This is a genomic window from Deltaproteobacteria bacterium, from assembly GCA_016218975.1.
GTDB lineage: Bacteria > Desulfobacterota > Deferrimicrobia > Deferrimicrobiales > Deferrimicrobiaceae > JAENIX01.
The window spans coordinates 1-20,337 of the sequence record JACRCO010000070.1 but is presented as its reverse complement, the minus strand read 5'-3'; the positions used below and the strand labels follow the sequence as shown (position 1 = coordinate 20,337).

Sequence of the window (20,337 nt, the reverse complement as noted above, 5' to 3'; positions counted from 1 at the left end):
TGTCCAGGATCTCGCCTTCGATTTCGCTGGATTTGAGGACTTCAAGCGTGAGCGTGCGCAACTCGGCTTCTTTCCGGAGAGGAAATCCAAGAGCCTGCATGCGTCCGATCAGCCGATCCTGTTTGTGGCGGACGGCGGCAAGCCGAGGAGAAATCGCGTCCTGGTTCCAGCGGAATCGAGGCCAGTCCGGCAGATCATAGATGTAATTGTTCATTCACCGCGCTTCATGCGGAGATTATAGCCGATATTCTCCGCATGAGCAAACGTCACTGCTTGGTTTAATGACCGGATCGGCATAAAACAGCATAAAATGCGGAGAATAAGGCCCGTAATCTCCGCACCTAACGTTCCTTCTCCAGCCCCAGCCGCTTCCACAGGAAGCCGAATTCGAACGGTTCGCTGCCCTCTCTTCTGGAGTGCCTATTTCGTGTTGTCGGACGCCGGGAGGACCGTGTGGTGATGATTGGTTCCGCCCTCATGCGGATGCGGGTGCGGATGGTGATGGTGTGCACCCGCTGGATGCGGATGCTCGTGGGGATGATCATGATGCGCGCCAATCTAACACCCGATCCGCGATTGCGTCAAACGAGATTTATAATCATGACGCGCCTGAGGGCGCATGTTTGCCCAGCGTCTTCTTCAGGTGTTCGGCGGCGGCCGACGTCTTGATCCCCTTGCTGTCGAGGACCTCCGCGGGGGAAACGCCCTTCTTGCCGTAGAACGCCGCGTCCGCTTCGTGATCGACCTGCAGCGAGGATCCTTATATGCCGAATGGGCTTGGCGTTCTCCACGTAGATCATTGTCGTCATCATGCCGGTATGACCCATCGCCTTCATAATCGCAAAGGAGTCCGCTCCTGCTTTGGCGATTAAAGGCACCCGCGTCATTGCCATCTCGGGTCGATATCGCTGTTCAGAATCTGTTGGAACCAGATTCGTTGTAGTCGGCGTAAAAAGAAAGGGGCTACGCAACTATGCGTAACCCCTAAGATTATCGTGGCAGTCCCAGCGGGGTTCCCCTCCGGACCTTCGCCGTCCTGGCTCATGTCCTCCGGGCCGCCTCGGCTCGCTTACGCCGCCGTCCATGGCGGCTTTTCCTCGCTAATCGCTCGGCGCTCGCCTCGGTTCGAACCCCGCGTGGAATTGTGTAACCGCCAGGAATGAAAAAGCCCCCTAACGGGGGCTCGGGCATTCGTGGCGGTCCCAGCGGGGTTCGAACCCGCGTTTTCGCCGTGAGAGGGCGGTGTCCTGGGCCACTAGACGATGGGACCGTATTGGCTGAGGAGCCAGGACTCGAACCTGGAAAACCTGGTCCAGAGCCAGGTGTGATGCCATTTCACCACTCCTCAACGGAGAATGCAGATTACCCGATACGGCGCAAGACCGTCAAGGGGCGAATACAATGGCAAATACAGGCGTCAGATGTCGAGTATGACGGAGGCGCGCCAGCCCGTCGCGGTCCTCTCCACGGCGAAACGGTGCAAGGTGACGGCTTTGACGTCCACGTTCAGAGGGTGCCTATCGCGATCGATCTTCTCGCCGCGCGCTTCCGCAAGGAGGCGGTACGATCCCCCCATGTCTTCGATTCGGAGTGAGTGGAGGCGCAGAAGGAGTTGTTCGGCGTCCTTGTAGTAGATCAACTCCTGTAGGAGTTCGAAAAGAAGCAGGTCGAGGGCGCCTGATGAGAGGGCTATGCGGCGGACTTCCAGGGGTGCGATCGTCTCCAGCGCATCCACCATCACGTTCATGGTCGCATCGCCCGCGGAGACGAACGTCTCCTCCGGCGTGGCGCCCCACGCTTCGAATGCCACGTCCGCGATGGCGATGTTCTCAAGGTAGCGGTACGGCGTGTCAGGCCTCGCAGCCCCGGAGCATTCCCTCGATCGTTTTCCGGTCGTCCTCCACATTCGGGCCTATGAAGACTATCCGCGTCCCCTCCGCCGGGAACTCCTCGAATTCGGCGCGCCCCGCCACGTAGTTGAACAGGAAGCTCCCGCCGCGGAAATGGACGAAACCCTTCGCCCGGAAGACGGAGGGCGGGAAAAGCTCCACGGCCTCCCGGAACCGCAACTCGTCGAGGGGCGAGTCGGCGGTGTAGGAGAACGAGCCGAAGACTCCTTCGCCACGCACCGGGACGCTCAGGGCACGATCCTCGATCGCAAGCCCGAACAGGACGCATACATCGGCGCCGCACCGCACGGTCTTCAGGACGGCGGCGTCCGGGTTGAATACACGGACCTGGGCGACAACCTTCTCTATATCCGCTTCGGTCACGAGGTCGATCTTGTTGATCAGCACGATATCGGCCGCCCGGAGCTGGGAACGGCCGGCGTAACCGACGGAAGGGAATCGGATGCTCATGTCCGCGTCCACGATGCACACGACGCTGTCGAGCCGAACGCGGGATATCCTCTCCTCGACCTCGTAGACGAGGGCATCAGCCTCCGCGATCCCCGTCGCTTCGAGAATGATGTATTCGGGGTGGACCCGGTCGAGGATCTCCTCCACAGCCGCTTCGAGCTCCCCGGTCAGCGAGCAGCAGACGCAGCCGCCGACGAGCTCGGCGATCTCCACGTTCTTCCCCCGGATCACCTCGCTGTCGATGGGGAGTTCGCCGAACTCGTTCATCAATACGGCGTACCGGCGGTCCGCCTGATCCAGCACCTTCCGGACCAGGGTAGTCTTCCCGCTCCCCAGGGACCCGGCGATAAGACCGATCGGGGTCCTCGCTTCCGGCGCACCCAATGGGTTACCCCTTCACGTTACCGACGGGCAGTAGTTTCGCCACGCGCCGGCTGATTCCTGCGAGCTCCGTAGCCTCGATCACCTGGTCGATGTCCTTGTAGGCGGGACCCGCTTCCTCGGCGAGACCGGACCACGTGGCGGTCCGGACGTAGATCCCTCTCGACTCCATGTCCGCCTGGAGCTTCCGCCCGTGCCACCGCTTCTTCGCGGCCGTCCTGCTCATCGTGCGGCCGCTGCCGTGGGCCGTCGTGAAGAAGGTATGGCCGGCCCCTTTCACCCCGGCGAGCAGGTAGGACCCCGTTTCCATGCTTCCGCCTATGATCACCGGCTGGCCCGTGAGGCGATAGACCTCGGGAAGGCCCTCCATGCCGGGGCCGAAAGCCCGGGTCGCCCCCTTCCTGTGGACGAGGAGCTCGCGTGACTCGCCCCCCACATCGTGTTTCTCGATCTTCGCCGTGTTGTGGGCGACGTCATATACCTGGTGGAGGCCGAGGTCCCTGGGGTCCTTCCCGAAGACTTCCGAGAAGACCTCACGGATCCTGTGCAGTATGACCTGGCGGTTGACGAAAGACATGTTGATGGCGCATTTCATGGCGGCGAAATAATCCTGCCCTTCAGGAGATCGGAAAGGGGCGCACGCGAGCTCCCTGTCGGGGATCTTGATCCCGTAATCCCGTTCCATCACCCGGAGGAAGACCTGGAGGTAGTCCGTCGCCACCTGGTGGCCGAACCCGCGGCTCCCGCAGTGGAACATAACGACGACCTGGTCCGGCGCGACGATCCCGAAGCTCCGGGCGAGCCCGTCGTCGAAGATGTTCTCCGGGCGGGCGACCTGGATCTCGAGGTAGTGGTTGCCGGACCCGAGGGTGCCGATCTGCTTGTGGCCGCGGTCGACCGCTTTCTCGCTGACCTTGCCAGCATCGGCTCCGGGGATGCATCCTCCCTCCTCCGTGCGCTCGAGGTCTTCCTCCCAGGCGTACCCGTTCTTCACGCACCAACGGGCGCCCTGTTCCACGGCTTCGCGGAACTCGTCCCGCGACAGTCGCACGAATCCCGTGGCGCCGACGCCCGCCGGGACGCGATCGTAGAGCTTGTCAACGAGCTCGCGCAGGCGCGGCCGGATTTCATCATGGGAAAGACTGGTGAGGCAAAGCCGCATTCCGCAGTTGACATCGAACCCGATCCCGCCGGGGGAGATCACGCCTTCCGCGGTGTCCATCGCCGCGAGTCCTCCGATGGGGAAACCGTATCCCCAGTGGCCGTCGGGCATGCAGCAGGCGTACCCGACGATTCCGGGAAGCGTCGCGACGTTCGTCAGCTGGTCGATCACCCCATCGTCGAAATCGGCCAGGAGCTTCTCCGTGGCGAGGATTCGTCCCGGGACGCGCATCCCTTCCTTGAAGGTGACCGGTATCTCCCAGATCGTGTCCGAAATCCGATGGATATCCTTGAAAATCGCCATTTTCTTCCCGTGGTGGCCGTACTCCGGAGGTTTTTCCGCCGGCATATATTGGATGCGGCGAAAACCGATTGGAATGAAATTCGGGAAATAAGGGAAGGCAACCGGTAGCAGCCCCGCAAGGAGAAAAAGGTTGATCTCCCGGGCGGGGTTTTTTTATGGCCGGGCGGGTTTGCCGCCTTTATAGGTGTCCTTCAATCCGATGATCCGGTTGAACACAAGGGCGCCCGGTTTGGAGTCGAGGGCATCGGTGATGAAGTAGCCATGGCGGAGGAACTGGAACCGCTCCTCCGGCGGCGTTGGAGCAAGGCCGGGCTCGACCATGCATCCCCGAAGGACGTTCACCGATCCGGGATTCAGGAAATCCTTGAAGGTCTTTCCTTCCTCCGCTGCTTCCGGATCGGGGACGGTGAAGAGCCGGTCGTACAGGCGAACTTCGGCGGGCACGGCGTGCGCGGCCGACACCCACTGGATTGCGGTCGTTTTCTTCCGCTTGACGCCGGGAGCCTTGGCGGGCGAATCCGGGTTGTAAGTGCAGCGCAGCCCGGTCACGGCTCCGGTTGCGGGGTCCCTTTCGACTTCCTCGCATTTCACGATGTAGGCGCTCATCAGTCGCACTTCGCCGCCCGGCTTGAGACGCAGCCAGTCTGCGGGCGGGTCTTCGCTGAAGTCGGTGCGTTCGATGAATATCTCCCGGGAAAACGGAAGTTGCCGGGAGCCTTCCTTCCCGATGTCGCGAGGCCAGTAAGGGGATTCCACCCACTCTACCTTGTCGTGCGGATAGTTCGTTATCGTCACCTTCAGCGGCCGCAGCACGGCCATGACCCGTGGGGCGCGTGCGTTCATATCGTCGCGGATCGCGTCTTCGAGGATTTCCATGCTCACCCGGCTGTTCGCCTTGTCGACACCTATCCTGGCCGCGAAAAGCCGGATCCCTTCCGGCGTATATCCGCGGCGCCGCAGCCCGGCTATCGTAGGCATGCGCGGATCGTCCCATCCCGCAACAAGCCCTTCCTCCACGAGTTGCAGGAGCTTGCGCTTGCTCATGAGCGTGAAGTCGAGGTTCAGGCGCGCGAACTCGTACTGGCGCGGCCTGGGTTCCGGAAACAGATTGTCGACGAGCCAGTCGTAGATCGCCCGGTTGTTCTCGAACTCCAGCGTGCAGATCGAGTGCGTTATGTTCTCCATGGCGTCCGAGAGGGGATGGGCAAAGTCGTACATGGGGTAGATGCACCAGGCATCGCCCCGCCTGTAGTGGGATTCGTGCCGGATCCTGTACAGCAGCGGGTCGCGCATCTTCATGTTCTTCGCAGCCATGTCGCATTTGGCGCGAAGTACGTGCGTGCCGTCGGGGAAATCGCCGGCGCGCATCCGGGCGAAGAGGTCCAGGTTCTCCTCCACGGAGCGGCCGCGGAAGGGGCTTTCCTTCCCCGGTTCCGTGATCGTCCCGCGGTTCCGGCGGATCTCCTCCTCGCTTTGGCTGTCCACGTAAGCTTTCCCGTCCTCGATCAGCCGGACGGCGAGATCGTAGAGCCGCTCGTAGTAATCGGAAGCGAAGAAAAGCTTGTCCTGCCAGTCGAACCCCAGCCAGCGCACGTCGCGGATGATCGACTCTACGTACGCCATGTCTTCGGTCTCAGGGTTGGTGTCGTCCATCCGCAGGTGGCAGACGCCCCGGAACTCGTTGGCTATGCCGAAGTTCAGGCAGATCGACTTGGCGTGTCCGATGTGAAGGAATCCGTTGGGTTCGGGGGGGAATCGAGTCGCGACGCGGCCGCCGTAGGCCCCGGCAAGCGTGTCGCGCCGCACGATCTCCCTGAGAAAATCGAGGCTTTCCTTTTCTTCGTATCCCTTCGTATCGGAACCCGATTCCGCCATGGCTGCGTATTGTATATCAGTTGGAGAGGATTTGTTTCGCCGCTTTCGAAAGTCGCCTGGCCGTTTCCTCCCGCCCGAGAACCTCCATGACGTCGAACAGCCCGGGGGAGGCGGTCCCGCCCGTCAATGCCACGCGGATCGGCTGGTGGATTTTCAATGCGCCTCCCCGTTTTTCCACGGCCTGCGCCAGCGCGGCCTCCATCGCCGCGTGGGAAAACTCCGGGAGGGCCGACAAGGCTTCCGCGATCTCGGACAGCACGGGTGCGATCTCGCGCGTGAGGAACTTCGCGGCGGCTTTCGGATCCGTCTCCTTCTCACGGAAATAGTATTCCGCGGCATCGGCCATCTCCGCAAGCGTCCGCGAGCGCTCCTTCAACGTCGAAACGGCCCGGGAAAGCCATGGAGATGGAACGGCTTCGATCCCTTTGGCTTTAAGGAAGGGGATGAGAAGGCCCGCGGTCCGGTCTGCGTCCGCTTCCTTTATGTAATGGGCGTTCAGGTGCAGCAGCTTGTTCGTGTCGAACCGGCTGGGGGAAAGGTTCACGTGCTCCAGCGAGAAAAATTTCTGCAATTCCTCTATGGAAAAGATCTCCTGGTCCCCGTGGCCCCATCCGAGCCGTGCGAGATAGTTCACGATCGCTTCGGGAAGATAGCCCATGTCGCGGTACTTCATTACGGAAGTCTCGGCGTCGCGCTTCGACATCTTCCCCCCCTCCATCCCGTGAATCAGGGGGAAGTGGCCGATCCGGGGGACAGGGTACCCCAGCGCTTCGTAGATGAGGAGTTGCTTGGGAGTGTTGTTCAGGTGGTCGTCCCCGCGCAGAACGTGCGTGATTCCCATGGAGGCGTCGTCCACGACGACGACGAAATTGTAGGTCGGCGTGCCGTCCGTGCGCAGCAGGACAAGGTCGTCCAATTCACTGTTGTCGAAAGTAACGTCTCCCCGAAGGAGGTCACGGACCACGGTCTGCCCGGAAGGCGGCGTCTTGAACCTTAAGACGAAGGGCTTCCCCTCCGCTGCGGAGGGGGGCAGGCTCCGGCAGCGGCCGTCGTACCGGGGTTTCTCCTTGCGGGCCTTCATCTCCTCACGGCGGATTTCCAGTTCCTCGGGCGTGCAGACGCAACGGTACGCCTTCCCTTCCGCGAGGAGGCGCTCCGCTTCCTTCAGGTATATCTCCATCCGGTCGGTCTGGTAAAAGGGGCCTTCGTCCCAGGTGAGTCCGAGCCAGCTCATGCCGTTCAGGATCGCCTGGACGAATTCCTTCGTCGAGCGCTCGCGGTCGGTGTCCTCGATCCGAAGGATGAATTTGCCGCCGTGCCTGCGGGCGTACAGCCAGTTGAAAAGGGCGGTCCTCGCCCCCCCGATGTGGAGCTCCCCCGTGGGGCTCGGGGCGAAACGGGTTACGATGGAGGACATTTTAGAACCTCTATTGGATTGCCAGGCCCGCGTATCCGACGACCTGGTTGCGGTCGCCGCTGACGTCGCCGGAAGTTGCATATTTTATCAGACGGGCCTCGGTAGCGCCAAGTGCGAGGGCTGCGAAGAGGACGACCGTCGCGGGGATAACCCCGCACATAGTGATGCGTTCCGAACGGACCGTCCGGTAGAGGCCTTCAGGGTCGAGGGCGAGGATTCGCGCGATCGCTTTTTGGTCCTTGATCCGCGCGGAAGCGTCCGTCTCGTAATGGGTCATGTCCGAACTTGCGATCAGGAGCGGAGGAGACGGATCGTCGCGGAGGACCCGTGCGACGGCTTCTCCGAGAGAGCGGCAATCCGTGGAAGAGAGACGCCCCAGCGCGACCGGAACGAATCGGAACGATTCGCGGAAACGGCGCAGGAACGGGAGCTGAACCTCCAGCGAGTGCTCCCTGCTGTGCGCAAGGTGGTCTTCGGAAAGGAGGATGGAAGCGGCAAGCAGCCTCCTTGCGAGGTCTTCGTCGATTGGAACCTTCCCCCAGGGCATACTCCAGCACCCTTGCGACATGATGGCGGCTTCCGCCCCGATGCCGGAATGATTCGGACAGAAAATGAGATGGCGGTCGGGGATTTCCACCGAGGAGAAAACCTCCCCGGCCACGGCTCCGGAATAGATGTAGCCCGCATGCGGGACGATGATGCCTTTTGCGCGAATTTTGTCGGAGATGTCGGGGGTGAGGAGGCGAACCTCCCGCTCCAGCTCCCCGGACGACCCCGGGTAAAATTGACCCGCGACGGCAGGCGGCCGAATCATGTTCATATTTATACAATATTCCGGTATTTTAAGGAAGAATCCCGATTGACAGGCGGCAAGGGGTTGCCTATAGTATCTTTTTTAATTTTCGGGGAAGTTTGTCCTTTGTACATAAGAATTTCGGAGATCCCCCGCGAGGGGCTGGACGTTTTCGCGAGCAGGGGAAGGTCCTGGATTCCCAGGATGCTGGAAGGGATGGATCCCTCTCCCCTGCAGGGCTGCCGGTTGGTAGCCGCGGAACTTGTACTCACCCTCGAAGGGCGTAATATCTTCGCGGACGGTTCTTTCACCGCGGAGGGCGTGGCGGTCTGCGACCGGTGCGCGGAAGCGATCCGGGTCGCGCTGGAAAAGGATTTTCACACGGTACTGGTTCCCGGCGAAAACGGCCCGGCGGGGTCGTCGAACCTTGAGCTGCACGAGGCGGACCTCGATATCGGTTTCTACTACGGAGCCGGCGTCGAGGTGAAAGACGTGTTATGGGAACAGGTGGCCCTGGCGCTTCCCGTCAAGCTGCTCTGCAGCGAGGAGTGCAACGGAATTTGCCCGGAATGCGGCGGGAACCGGAACCGCGGGGAATGTGGGTGCCCCGGCACGCGGGCGCCGGGCCCGTTCGATATATTGAGGAAACCGAAGGAAGAAAAGGAGTAGAGAATGCCGAATCCGAAACGACGGGGATCCAAGACCCGCAGGGACAAGCGGCGGACGCACAAGAAGCTGGCCGATCCCGCGCGCAGTATTTGCCCTCAGTGCAAGCAGGTGAAGCGGCCGCATGCGATGTGTCCGAATTGCGGAACCTATAACGGCCGGGAAATCATTGCGAAGGATTAGCTCGGCGGCCTTCAGCACCTTCCTTCGATGAAAATTGCAGTCGATGCGATGGGGGGGGATCACGCTCCGGCGGAGGTGGTCCGGGGAGCGGTGCAGGCGGCGCGTGAGCTGGATCTTCCGATCATATTGGTAGGCAGGGAGGATCTGATCCGCGACGAGCTGCGCTCCTGCGGAGCCGTGGCCGGAACGGTCGAAGTGGTGCATGCGCCGGAGGTCGTCGAGATGTGCGACGTTCCGGCAGTCGCCATACGCAAGAAAAAGGAATCCTCGATCCGCGTGGGGCTGAACCTGGTCGCGGAAGGGAAGGCATCCTCCTTCGTCAGCGCCGGCAACTCCGGGGCGGTTATGGCGGGGGCGCTTTACGTCCTGCGCAGGGTGAAGGGGATCGACCGTCCGGCGATCACGGCGACGATTCCCACGCCGACCGGTCCCATTGTGCTGATCGACGCCGGCGCCAATGTCGACTGCAAGCCCGCCCACCTGGTCCAGTTCGGGTACATGGGAGAAGCCTACGCGAGAAGGCTGCTACGTATTCCGCATCCCCGGATCGGCTTGCTGAGCATAGGCGAGGAGGAAACGAAGGGGACCGACCTGACGCGGGAAACCGGCTCCATATTCCGGAAAACGGGGCTGAACTTCCTCGGAAACGTGGAGGGCCGGGATTTTTTCGCGGGGAAGGCGGACGTTTTCGTTTGCGACGGATTCGTGGGGAACGTTGCGCTGAAGACGATGGAAGGGATGGCGACTGCGCTGGGGCACTTTCTTAAGGAAGAAATCCGGAAGTCGCACCTTGCGAAGTTCGGGGCCGTTCTCGCCGGAGGGGCGATCCGAAGCGTGAAGCGACGGCTCGATTACACGGAATACGGCGGGGCGCCGCTGCTGGGCGTCAAGGGGGGCGTGGTGATATGCCACGGGTCGTCCGAAACGAAGGCGATCCGGAACGGGATACGGCTGGCCGGCACGCTCCGGCGATGCGGCGTCGAGGAGGAGATCGCAGCCTCGATGGCGCGGCGGGGATACGAACGGGACGAAACGGCTGCCGCCGAGTAATGCCGCCGCAAAAGCGGCGCGCATCGTGAAAGAGGGGGTAAGAAAGTGGGATCGAAAATCGTTGGCGTGGGCAAGTTCGCCCCGCCGAAAATCATGACCAACGAAGACTTCGCGAAGCTGGTGGACACCAGCGACGAATGGATTTCCACCCGAACGGGGATCAAGGAACGCCACATCGCGGAGCCGGGAACCCCGACATCCGACCTGTGCCTTGAGGCTTCCCGGCGGGCGCTGAAAGACGCAGGCATCGATCCGAAAGAGCTGGATCTCATCGTTGTGGGCACGCTCACGCCGGACATGCCGTTCCCGTCCACGGGATGCTTCCTGCAGATGAAGCTGGGGGCGAACGGTTCCTATGCGATGGACGTCAGCGCGGCCTGCTCGGGTTTCATATATGCACTTTCCGTGGCGGACGCCATGATCCGGTCGGGACGCGGCAAGAAGGCGCTGGTGGTCGGGGCCGAAATCCTGTCCTCGGTCGTGGATTTCACCGACCGGGGGACATGCATCCTCTTCGGCGACGGGGCGGGCGCGGCGGTTCTTTCGGAATGCGGCGACGGCGACGGGGTCCTGAGCTGCCACCTCCATTCGGACGGAAACCTGTGGGAGCTTATCCACTGCCCCGGGGGCGGCACGGTCGATCCATGCAATCCCGGCACGTCGACGGTCCGAACGAACTTCATCCGCATGTCGGGTAACGAGACGTTCAAGCACGCCGTGACGCGGATGGCCGAGGTCAGCATGGAAGCGCTGGAGCGTAACGGCGCCTCCGTATCGGACGTGTCCCTTTTCATTCCGCACCAGGCGAACATGAGGATCATCAAGGCGGTCGGGAAGCGGATCGGCATCCCCGATGAAAAGGTCTACGTCAACCTGGAAAGGTACGGAAACACGTCGGCGGCGTCGATTCCCATCGCGCTTGCGGAAGCGCGGGAAAAGGGGCGCTATTCAAAGGGCGACCTCGTGCTGCTTGCCGCCTTCGGAGGCGGGCTCACCTGGGGCTCCGCGCTCCTCAGGATGTGAGGGAAGCCGCAATGGGTATCGGCCTTCTGTTTCCGGGACAGGCTTCGCAGCACGCAGGAATGGGGAAGGAGCTCTTCGATGCCTATCCCGTGGCGCGTGCGGTGTTCGAGGAGGCTTCCGAAGCCGCCGGCATGGACATGGCGAAGCTCTGTTTCCTGGGGACCGAAGAGGAACTTCGACTGACCGAGAACACGCAGCCCGCGATCTTCACGGTGAGCGTCGCGGCGTTCCGCGTGCTGGCGGAGGAGACGGGGATCCAGCCCGTCTGCGCGGCCGGACATTCCCTGGGCGAATACTCGGCGCTCGTCGCGGCAGGGGCGCTCCCGCTGGGCGGCGCGGCCCGCGTTCTTCGTGCGCGTGGAAAATACATGCAGGAAGCGGTGAAAGTGGGCGAGGGGGCGATGGCCGCCGTTATCGGCCTTTCCCGCGAGGCGGTGGAAGCGGCCTGCCGGGAAGGCTCGGCCAAGGGAGTCGTGGAGCCGGCGAATTTCAACGGTGGCGGCCAGATAGTTATCTCAGGAAGAGCGGAAGCTGTGGCCGCCGCCTGCGACGCGGCGAAGGCCGCGGGGGCCAAGCGGGCGCTTCCCCTTCCCGTAAGCGCCCCGTTCCACTGTTCGTTGATGCGCCCTGCCGCGGAACGCCTGTCCCCCGAGCTTTCCGCCGTCCCGCAGGGAGCATTCGCTTTTCCGGTCGTCGCGAACGTCACGGCGGAGCCCTATCCGCCGGGCGGTGCGGTTTCCGGAATGTTGGTGAGGCAGATAGTCTCGCCCGTACGCTGGGAAGAGTGCATCCGGCGGATGCGGGGGATGGGAGCAACGGCGTTCCTCGAGGTGGGGCCGGGAAAAGTTCTTTCCGGCCTGGTCCGGCGTATAGAGAAGGAGGCCGTTGCTGCGGCGTTCTGCGCACCGGGAGACCTCGGCGCCGTCCGCGACATGTCCGCTTGAAGTTTTTTCTTGAATGGCTGCCTTCGTTGAAGGTATGAACTTCGGGGAGGGAAAGGCGATGCGGCTTGCAGGCAAGGTTGCGCTGGTCACCGGCTCGGCCCGGGGGATCGGAAAATCCATCGTGGAAAGGTTCGCTTCCGAGGGAGCGGCGGTCGTGATCTCGGACGTCGCGAACGAGCCCGCCGCGCGGGAAACCCTTGCCGCCGTCGAGTCCGCCGGGGGAAAGGGAATGGTGTCGATGTTCGACGTCGGGGACGCCGCCCAGGTAGAGGCCGCGGTGGCGGGTATTCTCTCGCCGATGGGCAGGATCGATATCCTCGTGAACAACGCGGGCATCACCCGGGACAATCTTCTCCTCCGAATGACCGAGGAGGATTTCGATGCCGTGTTGAGGACGAACCTCAAAGGGACTTTTTTGCTCACGAAGACGGTGTCCCGGCTGATGATCAAGCAGCGGAGCGGGCGGATCGTGAACATGAGTTCCGTGGTGGGACTGATGGGGAACGCGGGGCAGTCGAACTATTCTGCGGCGAAGGCGGGAATCGCAGGATTCACGAAATCGATGGCAAGGGAACTGGGCTCCCGCGGCATCACGGTTAACGCCATCGCGCCGGGTTTCATCAAGACGGCTATGACGGCGGGCCTGCCGGAGGCGGTGCAAAAGGCTTTTCTCCAGCAGATTCCGCTGGGCAGGTTCGCGGATCCGGAAGAAGTGGCGGACCTTGCGCTGTTCCTTGCGTCCGACGCGGCCGGGTACGTGACCGGGCAGGTGATCGGTATAAACGGCGGATTATACATGTGAGTGTATATTAAAAGGAAGGGAGGACCGGAGATGTCGGTCGACAAAAAAGTAAGGGAAATCGTGGCGGAGCAGCTTGGGAAGGACGTAAACGAGGTTACCGCCAACGCGTCGTTCATCGACGACCTGGGGGCCGATTCCCTCGATATCGTCGAGCTGGTCATGAAGATGGAGGAAGAGTTCGGGATAGAGATCCCTGACGAGGAAGCCGAGAAGATCAAGACGGTGAACGACGTCGTGGAGTATATCAAGGCCCACGCGAAATAATGCGGATCCGCGTCTCCGGCCGGCGGCAACGGCGCCGGCGGAGGCGGTTCCCGGACGGGAAGGCATCGAATGCGAAGAGTCGTGGTAACTGGTCTGGGGGCGGTTACGCCGCTGGGAATAGGCGTAGGACCTACGTGGGAAGCGATCCTCGCGGGGAAATCGGGCATCGGCCCGATCACGAGGTTCGACACGGCCGAGTTCCAGACGAAGATCGCGGCTGAGGTCAAGGGGTTCCGCCCCGAAGACTTCATCGACAGGAAGGAAATAAAGCGGATGGACCCGTTCATCCACATCGCGATGGCGGCGGCGCACCTCGCGATGGAGGATTCGGGCCTTGCGATCGGCGAGGAGCTTGCGCCGCGCGTTGGAGTGTTCGTCGGCAGCGGGCTCGGCGGGCTTTCCACGCTCGAGCATTACCACAAGGCCTATCTCGAAGGCGGCGCGCGCAAGATCAGCCCCTTCTTCATTCCCATGCTCATCTCGAACCTGGCCCCGGGGCACATCGCGATGAAGTACGGAGCCAAGGGGCCGAACATCACCACTACCACCGCCTGCGCGGCCTCCAGCCACGCAGTCGGGGAAGCGCTCGAGACGATCCGGCGGGGCGTGTGCGACGCCGTCATAGCCGGCGGCGCCGAAGCTACCATTACGCCGATGGGGCTCGGAGGATTCTGCGCAATGAAGGCGCTCTCCACGCGGAACGATGCGCCGGCTGAAGCGTCCCGTCCGTTCGACAAGGAGCGCGACGGGTTCGTGATGGGGGAGGGCGCGGCCATCCTGATCCTGGAGGAGCTCGAGGCCGCCAAAAAACGCGGAGCGAAAATATACGCGGAGCTGCGCGGTTACGGCGCATCGGCCGACGCCTACCATGTGACGGCCCCCGCCCCGGGGGGAGAAGGAGCGGTCCGTTGCATGCAGGCGGCGCTTGCGAACGCGGGCGTCAGGCCGGAGGAGATCGAATACATCAACGCGCACGGCACTTCCACGCCGTACAACGATCTCTACGAAACCATGGCGATCAAGGCCGTATTCGGAGGCCACGCAAGGAATCTCATGGTCAGCTCTACCAAGTCGATGACCGGACACCTCCTCGGGGCCGCGGGAGCGATAGAGAGCGTCTTCTCCGTCCTCGCGCTCCGGGACGGAGCCGTTCCTCCGACGATAAATTACAGGACGGCGGACCCGGAATGCGACCTGGATTACGTGCCGAACGAGGCTCGCAGTCGATCGATTCGATATGCGCTGTCGAACTCCTTCGGGTTCGGGGGAACGAACTCGTGCCTGCTGTTCGGGCGTTTCGAGGGGTAGAGGGATGAAAACCGGGAAACGGACGCTGGCGATAGCCTCCGACCACGCCGGGATCGAAATGAAACGGCGGCTCCTGCACGCGCTGGAACAGTGGGGATACGCCGTCGAAGACCTCGGACCCGGCACGCCCGACTCCGTGGACTATCCGGATTACGCCGAGGCGGTCGCGTTGCGCGTCTCCAGCGGGCAGGCGGCCACGGGGGTCCTGGTCTGCGGAACGGGCGTCGGCATGTCGATCGCGGCGAACAAGTTTCCCGGCGTCCGGGCGGCGCTGCTGTATGACGATTTCACCGCGCGTTATGCGCGCCTGCACAACGACGCCAACGTGGCGGTCTTCGGAGCGCGGACGATGGCGGAAGAGGCCGCGGTCGCGCGCCTCGGGGTGTTCCTCGCGGAGCCTTTCGAGAAGGGGAGGCACGCGAAGAGGGTGGAAAAGATAGGGCGCATAGAAAAGCGCCTTGGCTTGAGTCTGCAGGCATAAGGAAAGGAGCGACGTGCGCATGGCCGACCTTAGAACGGTGGATCCCGAGATATACGAGGTCATACGGCGCGAGACGGAACGGCAGGCCTACGGGTTGGAGCTGATCCCATCCGAGAACTTCGTAAGCGATGCGGTCCTGGAAGCGACGGGTTCGGTGCTGACGAACAAGTACGCGGAAGGGTACCCGGGGAAGCGGTATTACGGCGGATGCGAGTTCGTGGACCAGGCCGAGAACCTCGCGATCGAGCGGGCCAAGAAGATCTTCGGCGCGGAGCACGCCAACGTGCAGCCGCACTCCGGCTCCCAGGCGAACATGGCGGTGTACCTCGCGGTGATGAACCCGGGCGACACGATGCTGGGAATGAACCTGTCCCACGGCGGGCACCTGACGCACGGCAGCCCTGTGAACTTTTCGGGGCGCCTGTTCAACGTCGTTCCCTACGGCGTCCGCGAGGACACGGAGACGATAGATTTCGACCAGGTGCGCGACCTGGCCTTGAAGCACAAGCCGAAGATGATAGTGATCGGCGCGTCCGCCTATCCGAGGACGATCGATTTCGCCGAATTCCGGAAGATCGCCGATGAAACGGGCGCGATGCTGATGGCCGATATTGCGCACATCGCGGGACTCGTCGCCACGGGCTTGCACCCGAACCCGGTGCCCCATTGCGAGTTCGTAACGACGACGACGCACAAGACGCTTCGCGGCCCGCGCGCGGGGATCATCCTGTGCCGGGAAGAGCTGGCGAAGAAGCTGAATTCGTCGATCTTTCCGGGCATCCAGGGCGGTCCGCTCATGCACGTGATCGCCGCGAAAGCGGTGGCGCTGAAGGAAGCGATGACTCCGGAGTTCCGGGAGTACCAGGCGCAGATCGTGCGGAACGCGAAGGCGATGGCGGATGCGATCGCCGCGCGGGGCTTCCGGCTCGTTTCCGGCGGGACGGACAACCACCTGTTCCTCGTGAACCTGAAGGACACCCAGATGACCGGGAAAGAGGCGCAGGAAGCGCTCGACCGTGTCGCGATCACCGTCAACAAGAACACCGTCCCGTTCGAGACGCGCAGCCCCTTCGTGACGAGCGGTATCCGCGGGGGAACGCCCGCGATCACGACGCGCGGTATGAAGGAGCGCGAAATGCAGAAGATCGGGATCCTGATAGCGGACGTGCTCGACGCCCCGAACGACCCGTCGGTGCAGAAGCGCGTCACCGCATCGGTTCGCGATATCTGCGAAGCGTTCCCCCTCTACCGCAACCACCTGGAGGCGTACGCGAGAAGCTGACCGCATGAAGACCGCCCCGCGAGTCCGCCCCGACTGGGACACCTACTTCATGGACATGGCGAAGCTGGCCTCCCGCCGCTCCTCCTGCCTCCGGAGAGCGGTCGGCGCCGTCATCGTGAAGGACAAGCGGCTGCTGGCCACGGGCTATAACGGAGTTCCCTCGGGCGTGACGCACTGCGAAGTGACGGGGTGCCTTCGGGAAAAGCTCAACGTACCCTCCGGGCAGCGCCACGAACTTTGCCGCGGCCTGCACGCGGAGCAGAACGCCATCATCCAGGCGGCGTTCCACGGCGTATCCATCCGCGACTCCGTCCTTTATTGCACGAATCTTCCCTGCATCATCTGCGCGAAGATGCTTATAAACGCGGGCGTCCGGCGGATCGTCTACCAGGAAGGGTACGCCGACGAACTCACCGGGGAAATGCTCCGGGAGGTCGGGATGGAGCTGGTTCTCCATAAGGAGGGACCGAGGTGAAGTGCCCCCGCTGCGGACAGGTCGACAACAAGGTGGTCGACTCCCGCGCGGGAAAGGACGGAGACGTGATCCGGCGGCGCCGCGAATGTCTTTCCTGCCGGCGAAGGTTCACCACCTATGAGCGCATCGAGGAAGAGCTTCCGCTGGTCGTAAAGCGCGACGGCCGGAGAGAGCCGTTCGACCGGCAGAAAATCCTGACAGGCATCCTTAAGGCGTGCGAGAAGCGGCCCATCAGCTATTCGACCATCGAGAAGGTCGTGGACGGCCTCGAAGCGGAGCTACAGGCATCGGGCGAAAAGGAGATTTCATCGGTGGAAATCGGCGGGCGGGTCATGGCCGAGTTGTTGAAACTGGACAACGTGGCGTACGTCCGGTTCGCCTCCGTGTACCGGCAGTTCAAGGATTTGAGCCAGTTCGTCGAAGAGATCAAGACGCTCATCTCCGAGACGCCCGACCGGCCGCCCAAGGCCTGAAGCGGGCCGCGCCGCCATGCCGTTTCCCTCCCCCGAATTCATGCGGACGGCGCTCCTCCTGGCGCGGAAGGGCGTCGGCCGCACCTCTCCGAACCCGGCGGTGGGGGCGGTTCTGGTTCGCGGCGGCAAGGTCGTCGGGAAAGGATACCACCGGGCGGCGGGACTGCCGCACGCGGAAGTCGAAGCGATCCGCGACGCGGGACCGGCTGCCGCCGGGTCAGATCTCTACGTGACTCTGGAGCCATGCTGCCGCACCGGCCGCACCGGCCCGTGCACCGATGCGATCCTCTCAGCGGGGATCCGCAGGGTCGCTGCCGCCATGAAGGACCCGAACCCCGGGGTTTCCGGCCGGGGCCTGGCGATCCTCGAAAAAGCGGGGCTGGCGGTTTCGTCCGGGCTTTTCGAAGCGGAAGCGCGCGCGCTGAACCTGCCTTACATGCGATGGATCGTATCGGGGAAGCCCTACGTCACGTTGAAGCTGGCGATGTCGCTCGACGGAAAGATCGCCGCGTACACCGGGTCGTCGCGCTGGATCAGCGGCGAGCGGTCGCGGGAATGGGTCCACCGGATGCGGGCCGGGACGGACGCCGTGCTTGTGGGCGGAGAGACGTTCCGCAAGGACGACCCGCTTCTGACGTCGCGCATACGCAAGGGAAAGGACCCGAAACGTGTTATCCTCACGTCGCGGCCTGGCCTCCTTTCCGGCAAGCGGATACTGCGCGCCGGGACGGGAGAGGTGCTTGTCGTCTGCCCGAAGGAGGTGCCCGCACGCGACGCGGAACGGGCGGCATCCCTCGGAGTGCGCGTGATCAGGCTTCCCGCCAGGAACGGAAAAATTTCCGCGGAAGCGTTCCTGCGTGCTATGGGGAAGGAAGGGGTCGCTTCCCTGCTCGTCGAAGGCGGGGGGAAGACGGCGGGCTGGCTGGTGAAGGCGGGCGCCGTAGACCGGTTCGTCTTTTTCGTCGCCCCGCTGCTGCTGGGCGACGGAGTGCCGGCTATCACGGGTTTCGGGTCGCTCACGATCGCCGGGGGCAGGAAGCTTTCGATCGCGGAAGTCCGCCGTATGGGAGAAGATTTGATGGTGACGGCGTTTCCTGCGGAAGGGAAGGACAGGTAGATGTTCACCGGAATCGTGGAAGACGTCGGAGCGGTCGTGTCTTTCTCTCCGAAGGGGACGGGCGCCGTGATCGACATCTCCACCGCGTTGCCCCTTGGCGATATCGCGACGGGGGATTCGGTTTCCGTATCGGGCGCCTGCCTCACCGTGACGCGAAAAGGAGGGAGGAGCATTTCCGCCGACGTCTCCGCGGAGACCCTTTCCCGTACGACGATCGGAAGGATGCGCGCGGGCGTGCGGGTCAACCTCGAGCGGGCGATGGCGGTTTCCGGCCGGCTGGGGGGGCACCTCGTGTACGGGCACGTGGACGGCACGGGAACGGTGCGTGAAATCCGGTCTTCGGGGGATTCGCGGGTATTCCATATACATGCCGATCCTTCTATAATGAAGTACGTTGTCTTCAAGGGAGCCGTGGCCGTGGACGGCGTAAGCCTCACGGTCAGCGCGACCCGCCCCGACGGGTTCGAAGTGGCCATGATTCCCCTTACCCTTGAACGGACCACTTTCGGCGCCGCGCGGCAGGGAGACACGGTGAACGTGGAGACGGATATCGTGGGGAAATACGTCCTGCGGTTCCTGGAAGGCAAGAGCTCCGGCATATCCGAGGATTTTCTCAAAAAACACGGATTCGCGTGAAAAGGTCGTCCCAATGACTCTTTCCAGGATCGAGGACGCGCTCGAAGACATCCGGTCGGGGAATATGGTTATCCTCGTAGACGACGAGGACCGCGAGAACGAAGGGGATCTCACTCTCGCCGCCGATCACGTCACCCCGGAGGCCATAAATTTCATGGCCAGGTACGGCCGGGGCCTCATCTGCCTGAGCATGACCGACGAGCGCGCGCGGCAGCTCCAGCTTCCTCCCATGGTGCACGACAACTCTTCCCCCTTCGGGACAGCGTTTACCGTCTCCATCGAGGCGCGCAAGGGTGTGACCACGGGGATCTCCGCGTACGACAGGGCGACGACGATCCGCACCGCCATCGCGGAGAACGCGGGTCCCGAGGACCTCGTGCGGCCCGGGCACGTCTTCCCGATCGTTGCGAAAAAGGGCGGGGTCCTCGTCCGCACCGGGCAGACGGAAGGGTCCGTCGACCTCGCGCGGCTGGCCGGATGCACGCCCACCGGAGTCATTTGCGAGATCATGAAGGAAGACGGGACGATGGCCCGCATGCCCGACCTGCTCGGGTTCGCGGAAGAGCATGGGCTGAAAATCGTGTCCATCCGGGACCTGATCGAATACCGCATGACGAGGGAGCGCCTCGTCACCCGGATCGCGGAAACGCAGATGCCCGTCAGGGACGGCGGGGTGTTCACGGCGGTGGCCTATAGGAACGAGATTAACGGCGATACGCACATGGCGCTGATCAAGGGAAAGATCCGCCCGGACATCCCTGTTCTCGTGCGCGTACATTCGGAGTGCCTCACGGGTGATGTCTTCGGATCGCTGCGGTGCGACTGCGGGGAGCAGCTCCACGACGCCTTGCAGATGATAGACGCTGCGGGGGGGGGCGTCCTATTGTACATGCGGCAGGAAGGGCGGGGTATAGGGCTCGAAAACAAGATCCGCGCCTACAACCTCCAGGACAAGGGATTCGACACCGTCGAGGCGAACGAACGGCTGGGGTTCAAGCCGGACCTGCGCGATTACGGGGTCGGCGCACAGATCCTGGTGGATATCGGCGTGCGGGACATCCGCCTTCTCACGAACAATCCGAAGAAGATAATAGGCCTCGAAGGGTACGGGCTCCGGGTCGTCGAGCGTGTTCCGATCGAAGTGGTTCCCAACGCGGCGAACGTGAAGTACCTGAAGACCAAGAAGAAGAAGCTGGGACATATCCTGAACGTCGAGTGAGGGGGACGAAAACGATGGTGCGGACGATCGAGGGAGACCTCCAGGGACAGGGCTTGAAGGTGGCGATCGTTGTATCGCGTTTCAACGGCTTCATAACGGACCGGCTCCTGGAAGGGGCGCTCG

General features: G+C 62.9%; 24 protein-coding genes and 2 tRNA genes. 16 read left to right on the top strand and 10 right to left on the bottom strand.

All coding sequences use genetic code 11. The features are described from left to right. From HY896_09950 to amrB, 10 genes are all read right to left on the bottom strand, one after another. A partial coding sequence (locus HY896_09950; GenBank protein MBI5576667.1) for a DUF4172 domain-containing protein occupies nucleotides 1–214 on the bottom strand: 214 nt, incomplete at its 3' end. Between the two features lie 127 nt (nucleotides 215–341). Then, a complete protein-coding gene (locus tag HY896_09945; GenBank protein MBI5576666.1) occupies nucleotides 342–557 on the bottom strand; it encodes a hypothetical protein in 216 nt (71 codons plus the stop codon). 637 nt (nucleotides 558–1,194) lie between these two features. After that, nucleotides 1,195–1,270: transfer RNA gene (locus tag HY896_09940), tRNA-Glu, on the bottom strand. A 4-nt stretch (nucleotides 1,271–1,274) separates the two neighbouring features. Next, nucleotides 1,275–1,348: transfer RNA gene (locus HY896_09935), tRNA-Gln, on the bottom strand. Nucleotides 1,349–1,417: 69 nt separating this feature from the next. Further along, nucleotides 1,418–1,906: an archease gene (locus HY896_09930; GenBank protein MBI5576665.1), complete on the bottom strand. Its 489-nt coding sequence runs from the start codon at nucleotides 1,904–1,906 to the stop codon at nucleotides 1,418–1,420. Beyond that, nucleotides 1,851–2,744, bottom strand: a complete 894-nt coding sequence (locus tag HY896_09925) for a GTP-binding protein (protein ID MBI5576664.1) — start codon at nucleotides 2,742–2,744, stop codon at nucleotides 1,851–1,853. The genes HY896_09930 and HY896_09925 overlap by 56 nt, the downstream gene beginning before the upstream one ends. A gap of 4 nt (nucleotides 2,745–2,748) precedes the next feature. Next, nucleotides 2,749–4,206, bottom strand: coding sequence for an RtcB family protein (locus tag HY896_09920; protein MBI5576663.1), 1,458 nt, complete (start codon nucleotides 4,204–4,206; stop codon nucleotides 2,749–2,751). Nucleotides 4,207–4,359: 153 nt separating this feature from the next. Then, on the bottom strand, nucleotides 4,360–6,081 hold the full coding sequence (locus tag HY896_09915) for a glutamine--tRNA ligase/YqeY domain fusion protein (protein ID MBI5576662.1): 1,722 nt from the start codon (nucleotides 6,079–6,081) through the stop codon (nucleotides 4,360–4,362). 16 nt (nucleotides 6,082–6,097) lie between these two features. Next, nucleotides 6,098–7,498 carry a glutamate--tRNA ligase gene (gene gltX / locus HY896_09910; GenBank protein ID MBI5576661.1) on the bottom strand — a complete coding sequence of 467 codons (1,401 nt, stop codon included), beginning with the start codon at nucleotides 7,496–7,498 and terminating at the stop codon, nucleotides 6,098–6,100. A 10-nt stretch (nucleotides 7,499–7,508) separates the two neighbouring features. After that, on the bottom strand, nucleotides 7,509–8,312 hold the full coding sequence (gene amrB, locus HY896_09905; protein ID MBI5576660.1) for an AmmeMemoRadiSam system protein B: 804 nt from the start codon (nucleotides 8,310–8,312) through the stop codon (nucleotides 7,509–7,511). A 105-nt stretch (nucleotides 8,313–8,417) separates the two neighbouring features. Here amrB and HY896_09900 point away from each other — a divergent pair, with 105 nt between their 5' ends. The 16 genes from HY896_09900 to ribH form a co-directional block, all read left to right on the top strand. After that, nucleotides 8,418–8,960 carry a DUF177 domain-containing protein gene (locus HY896_09900; GenBank protein ID MBI5576659.1) on the top strand — a complete coding sequence of 181 codons (543 nt, stop codon included), beginning with the start codon at nucleotides 8,418–8,420 and terminating at the stop codon, nucleotides 8,958–8,960. Nucleotides 8,961–8,963: 3 nt separating this feature from the next. Further along, nucleotides 8,964–9,140: a 50S ribosomal protein L32 gene (gene rpmF / locus HY896_09895; protein ID MBI5576658.1), complete on the top strand. Its 177-nt coding sequence runs from the start codon at nucleotides 8,964–8,966 to the stop codon at nucleotides 9,138–9,140. A 27-nt stretch (nucleotides 9,141–9,167) separates the two neighbouring features. Then, nucleotides 9,168–10,190, top strand: coding sequence for a phosphate acyltransferase PlsX (gene plsX, locus HY896_09890; GenBank protein MBI5576657.1), 1,023 nt, complete (start codon nucleotides 9,168–9,170; stop codon nucleotides 10,188–10,190). Between the two features lie 45 nt (nucleotides 10,191–10,235). Then, nucleotides 10,236–11,213 (top strand): ketoacyl-ACP synthase III, encoded by a 978-nt coding sequence (locus tag HY896_09885; protein MBI5576656.1) that lies wholly within the window; start codon nucleotides 10,236–10,238, stop codon nucleotides 11,211–11,213. Nucleotides 11,214–11,224: 11 nt separating this feature from the next. Then, nucleotides 11,225–12,157, top strand: a complete 933-nt coding sequence (gene fabD / locus HY896_09880) for an ACP S-malonyltransferase (GenBank protein MBI5576655.1) — start codon at nucleotides 11,225–11,227, stop codon at nucleotides 12,155–12,157. A 58-nt stretch (nucleotides 12,158–12,215) separates the two neighbouring features. After that, on the top strand, nucleotides 12,216–12,959 hold the full coding sequence (gene fabG, locus HY896_09875; GenBank protein MBI5576654.1) for a 3-oxoacyl-[acyl-carrier-protein] reductase: 744 nt from the start codon (nucleotides 12,216–12,218) through the stop codon (nucleotides 12,957–12,959). Nucleotides 12,960–12,989: 30 nt separating this feature from the next. Further along, a complete protein-coding gene (gene acpP, locus HY896_09870; protein MBI5576653.1) occupies nucleotides 12,990–13,223 on the top strand; it encodes an acyl carrier protein in 234 nt (77 codons plus the stop codon). A 69-nt stretch (nucleotides 13,224–13,292) separates the two neighbouring features. Continuing rightward, a complete protein-coding gene (gene fabF / locus HY896_09865; protein MBI5576652.1) occupies nucleotides 13,293–14,531 on the top strand; it encodes a beta-ketoacyl-ACP synthase II in 1,239 nt (412 codons plus the stop codon). 4 nt (nucleotides 14,532–14,535) lie between these two features. Next, on the top strand, nucleotides 14,536–15,012 hold the full coding sequence (rpiB, locus tag HY896_09860; GenBank protein ID MBI5576651.1) for a ribose 5-phosphate isomerase B: 477 nt from the start codon (nucleotides 14,536–14,538) through the stop codon (nucleotides 15,010–15,012). A 19-nt stretch (nucleotides 15,013–15,031) separates the two neighbouring features. Beyond that, nucleotides 15,032–16,294 carry a serine hydroxymethyltransferase gene (locus tag HY896_09855; GenBank protein MBI5576650.1) on the top strand — a complete coding sequence of 421 codons (1,263 nt, stop codon included), beginning with the start codon at nucleotides 15,032–15,034 and terminating at the stop codon, nucleotides 16,292–16,294. A 4-nt stretch (nucleotides 16,295–16,298) separates the two neighbouring features. Next, the gene (locus HY896_09850) at nucleotides 16,299–16,769 is read left to right on the top strand and encodes a cytidine/deoxycytidylate deaminase family protein (protein ID MBI5576649.1); all 471 of its coding nucleotides are present in this window, start codon (nucleotides 16,299–16,301) and stop codon (nucleotides 16,767–16,769) included. Then, nucleotides 16,766–17,242, top strand: coding sequence for a transcriptional repressor NrdR (gene nrdR, locus HY896_09845; GenBank protein MBI5576648.1), 477 nt, complete (start codon nucleotides 16,766–16,768; stop codon nucleotides 17,240–17,242). The genes HY896_09850 and nrdR overlap by 4 nt, the downstream gene beginning before the upstream one ends. Before the next feature lie 16 nt (nucleotides 17,243–17,258). After that, complete coding sequence (gene ribD, locus HY896_09840; protein ID MBI5576647.1) at nucleotides 17,259–18,359, top strand: bifunctional diaminohydroxyphosphoribosylaminopyrimidine deaminase/5-amino-6-(5-phosphoribosylamino)uracil reductase RibD; 1,101 nt, start codon at nucleotides 17,259–17,261, stop codon at nucleotides 18,357–18,359. Then, on the top strand, nucleotides 18,360–18,995 hold the full coding sequence (locus tag HY896_09835) for a riboflavin synthase (GenBank protein ID MBI5576646.1): 636 nt from the start codon (nucleotides 18,360–18,362) through the stop codon (nucleotides 18,993–18,995). A 13-nt stretch (nucleotides 18,996–19,008) separates the two neighbouring features. After that, complete coding sequence (locus HY896_09830; GenBank protein MBI5576645.1) at nucleotides 19,009–20,214, top strand: bifunctional 3,4-dihydroxy-2-butanone-4-phosphate synthase/GTP cyclohydrolase II; 1,206 nt, start codon at nucleotides 19,009–19,011, stop codon at nucleotides 20,212–20,214. 17 nt (nucleotides 20,215–20,231) lie between these two features. Further along, nucleotides 20,232–20,337: 6,7-dimethyl-8-ribityllumazine synthase (gene ribH / locus HY896_09825; GenBank protein MBI5576644.1), on the top strand; the 106-nt coding region annotated here is incomplete at its 3' end.

Coding starts and splice junctions, on each gene's coding strand:
- HY896_09930 (MBI5576665.1), bottom strand. CDS start 1,906: ATGTGGAGGACGACCGGAAAACGATCGAGGGAATGCTCCGGGGCTGCG.
- HY896_09920 (MBI5576663.1), bottom strand. CDS start 4,206: ATGGCGATTTTCAAGGATATCCATCGGATTTCGGACACGATCTGGGAG.
- fabF (MBI5576652.1), top strand. CDS start 13,293: ATGCGAAGAGTCGTGGTAACTGGTCTGGGGGCGGTTACGCCGCTGGGA.
- HY896_09835 (MBI5576646.1), top strand. CDS start 18,360: ATGTTCACCGGAATCGTGGAAGACGTCGGAGCGGTCGTGTCTTTCTCT.
- HY896_09830 (MBI5576645.1), top strand. CDS start 19,009: ATGACTCTTTCCAGGATCGAGGACGCGCTCGAAGACATCCGGTCGGGG.
- acpP (MBI5576653.1), top strand. CDS start 12,990: ATGTCGGTCGACAAAAAAGTAAGGGAAATCGTGGCGGAGCAGCTTGGG.
- rpiB (MBI5576651.1), top strand. CDS start 14,536: ATGAAAACCGGGAAACGGACGCTGGCGATAGCCTCCGACCACGCCGGG.
- fabG (MBI5576654.1), top strand. CDS start 12,216: ATGCGGCTTGCAGGCAAGGTTGCGCTGGTCACCGGCTCGGCCCGGGGG.
- HY896_09855 (MBI5576650.1), top strand. CDS start 15,032: ATGGCCGACCTTAGAACGGTGGATCCCGAGATATACGAGGTCATACGG.
- plsX (MBI5576657.1), top strand. CDS start 9,168: ATGAAAATTGCAGTCGATGCGATGGGGGGGGATCACGCTCCGGCGGAG.
- amrB (MBI5576660.1), bottom strand. CDS start 8,312: ATGATTCGGCCGCCTGCCGTCGCGGGTCAATTTTACCCGGGGTCGTCC.
- HY896_09850 (MBI5576649.1), top strand. CDS start 16,299: ATGAAGACCGCCCCGCGAGTCCGCCCCGACTGGGACACCTACTTCATG.
- fabD (MBI5576655.1), top strand. CDS start 11,225: ATGGGTATCGGCCTTCTGTTTCCGGGACAGGCTTCGCAGCACGCAGGA.
- ribD (MBI5576647.1), top strand. CDS start 17,259: ATGCCGTTTCCCTCCCCCGAATTCATGCGGACGGCGCTCCTCCTGGCG.
- rpmF (MBI5576658.1), top strand. CDS start 8,964: ATGCCGAATCCGAAACGACGGGGATCCAAGACCCGCAGGGACAAGCGG.
- gltX (MBI5576661.1), bottom strand. CDS start 7,498: ATGTCCTCCATCGTAACCCGTTTCGCCCCGAGCCCCACGGGGGAGCTC.
- HY896_09915 (MBI5576662.1), bottom strand. CDS start 6,081: ATGGCGGAATCGGGTTCCGATACGAAGGGATACGAAGAAAAGGAAAGC.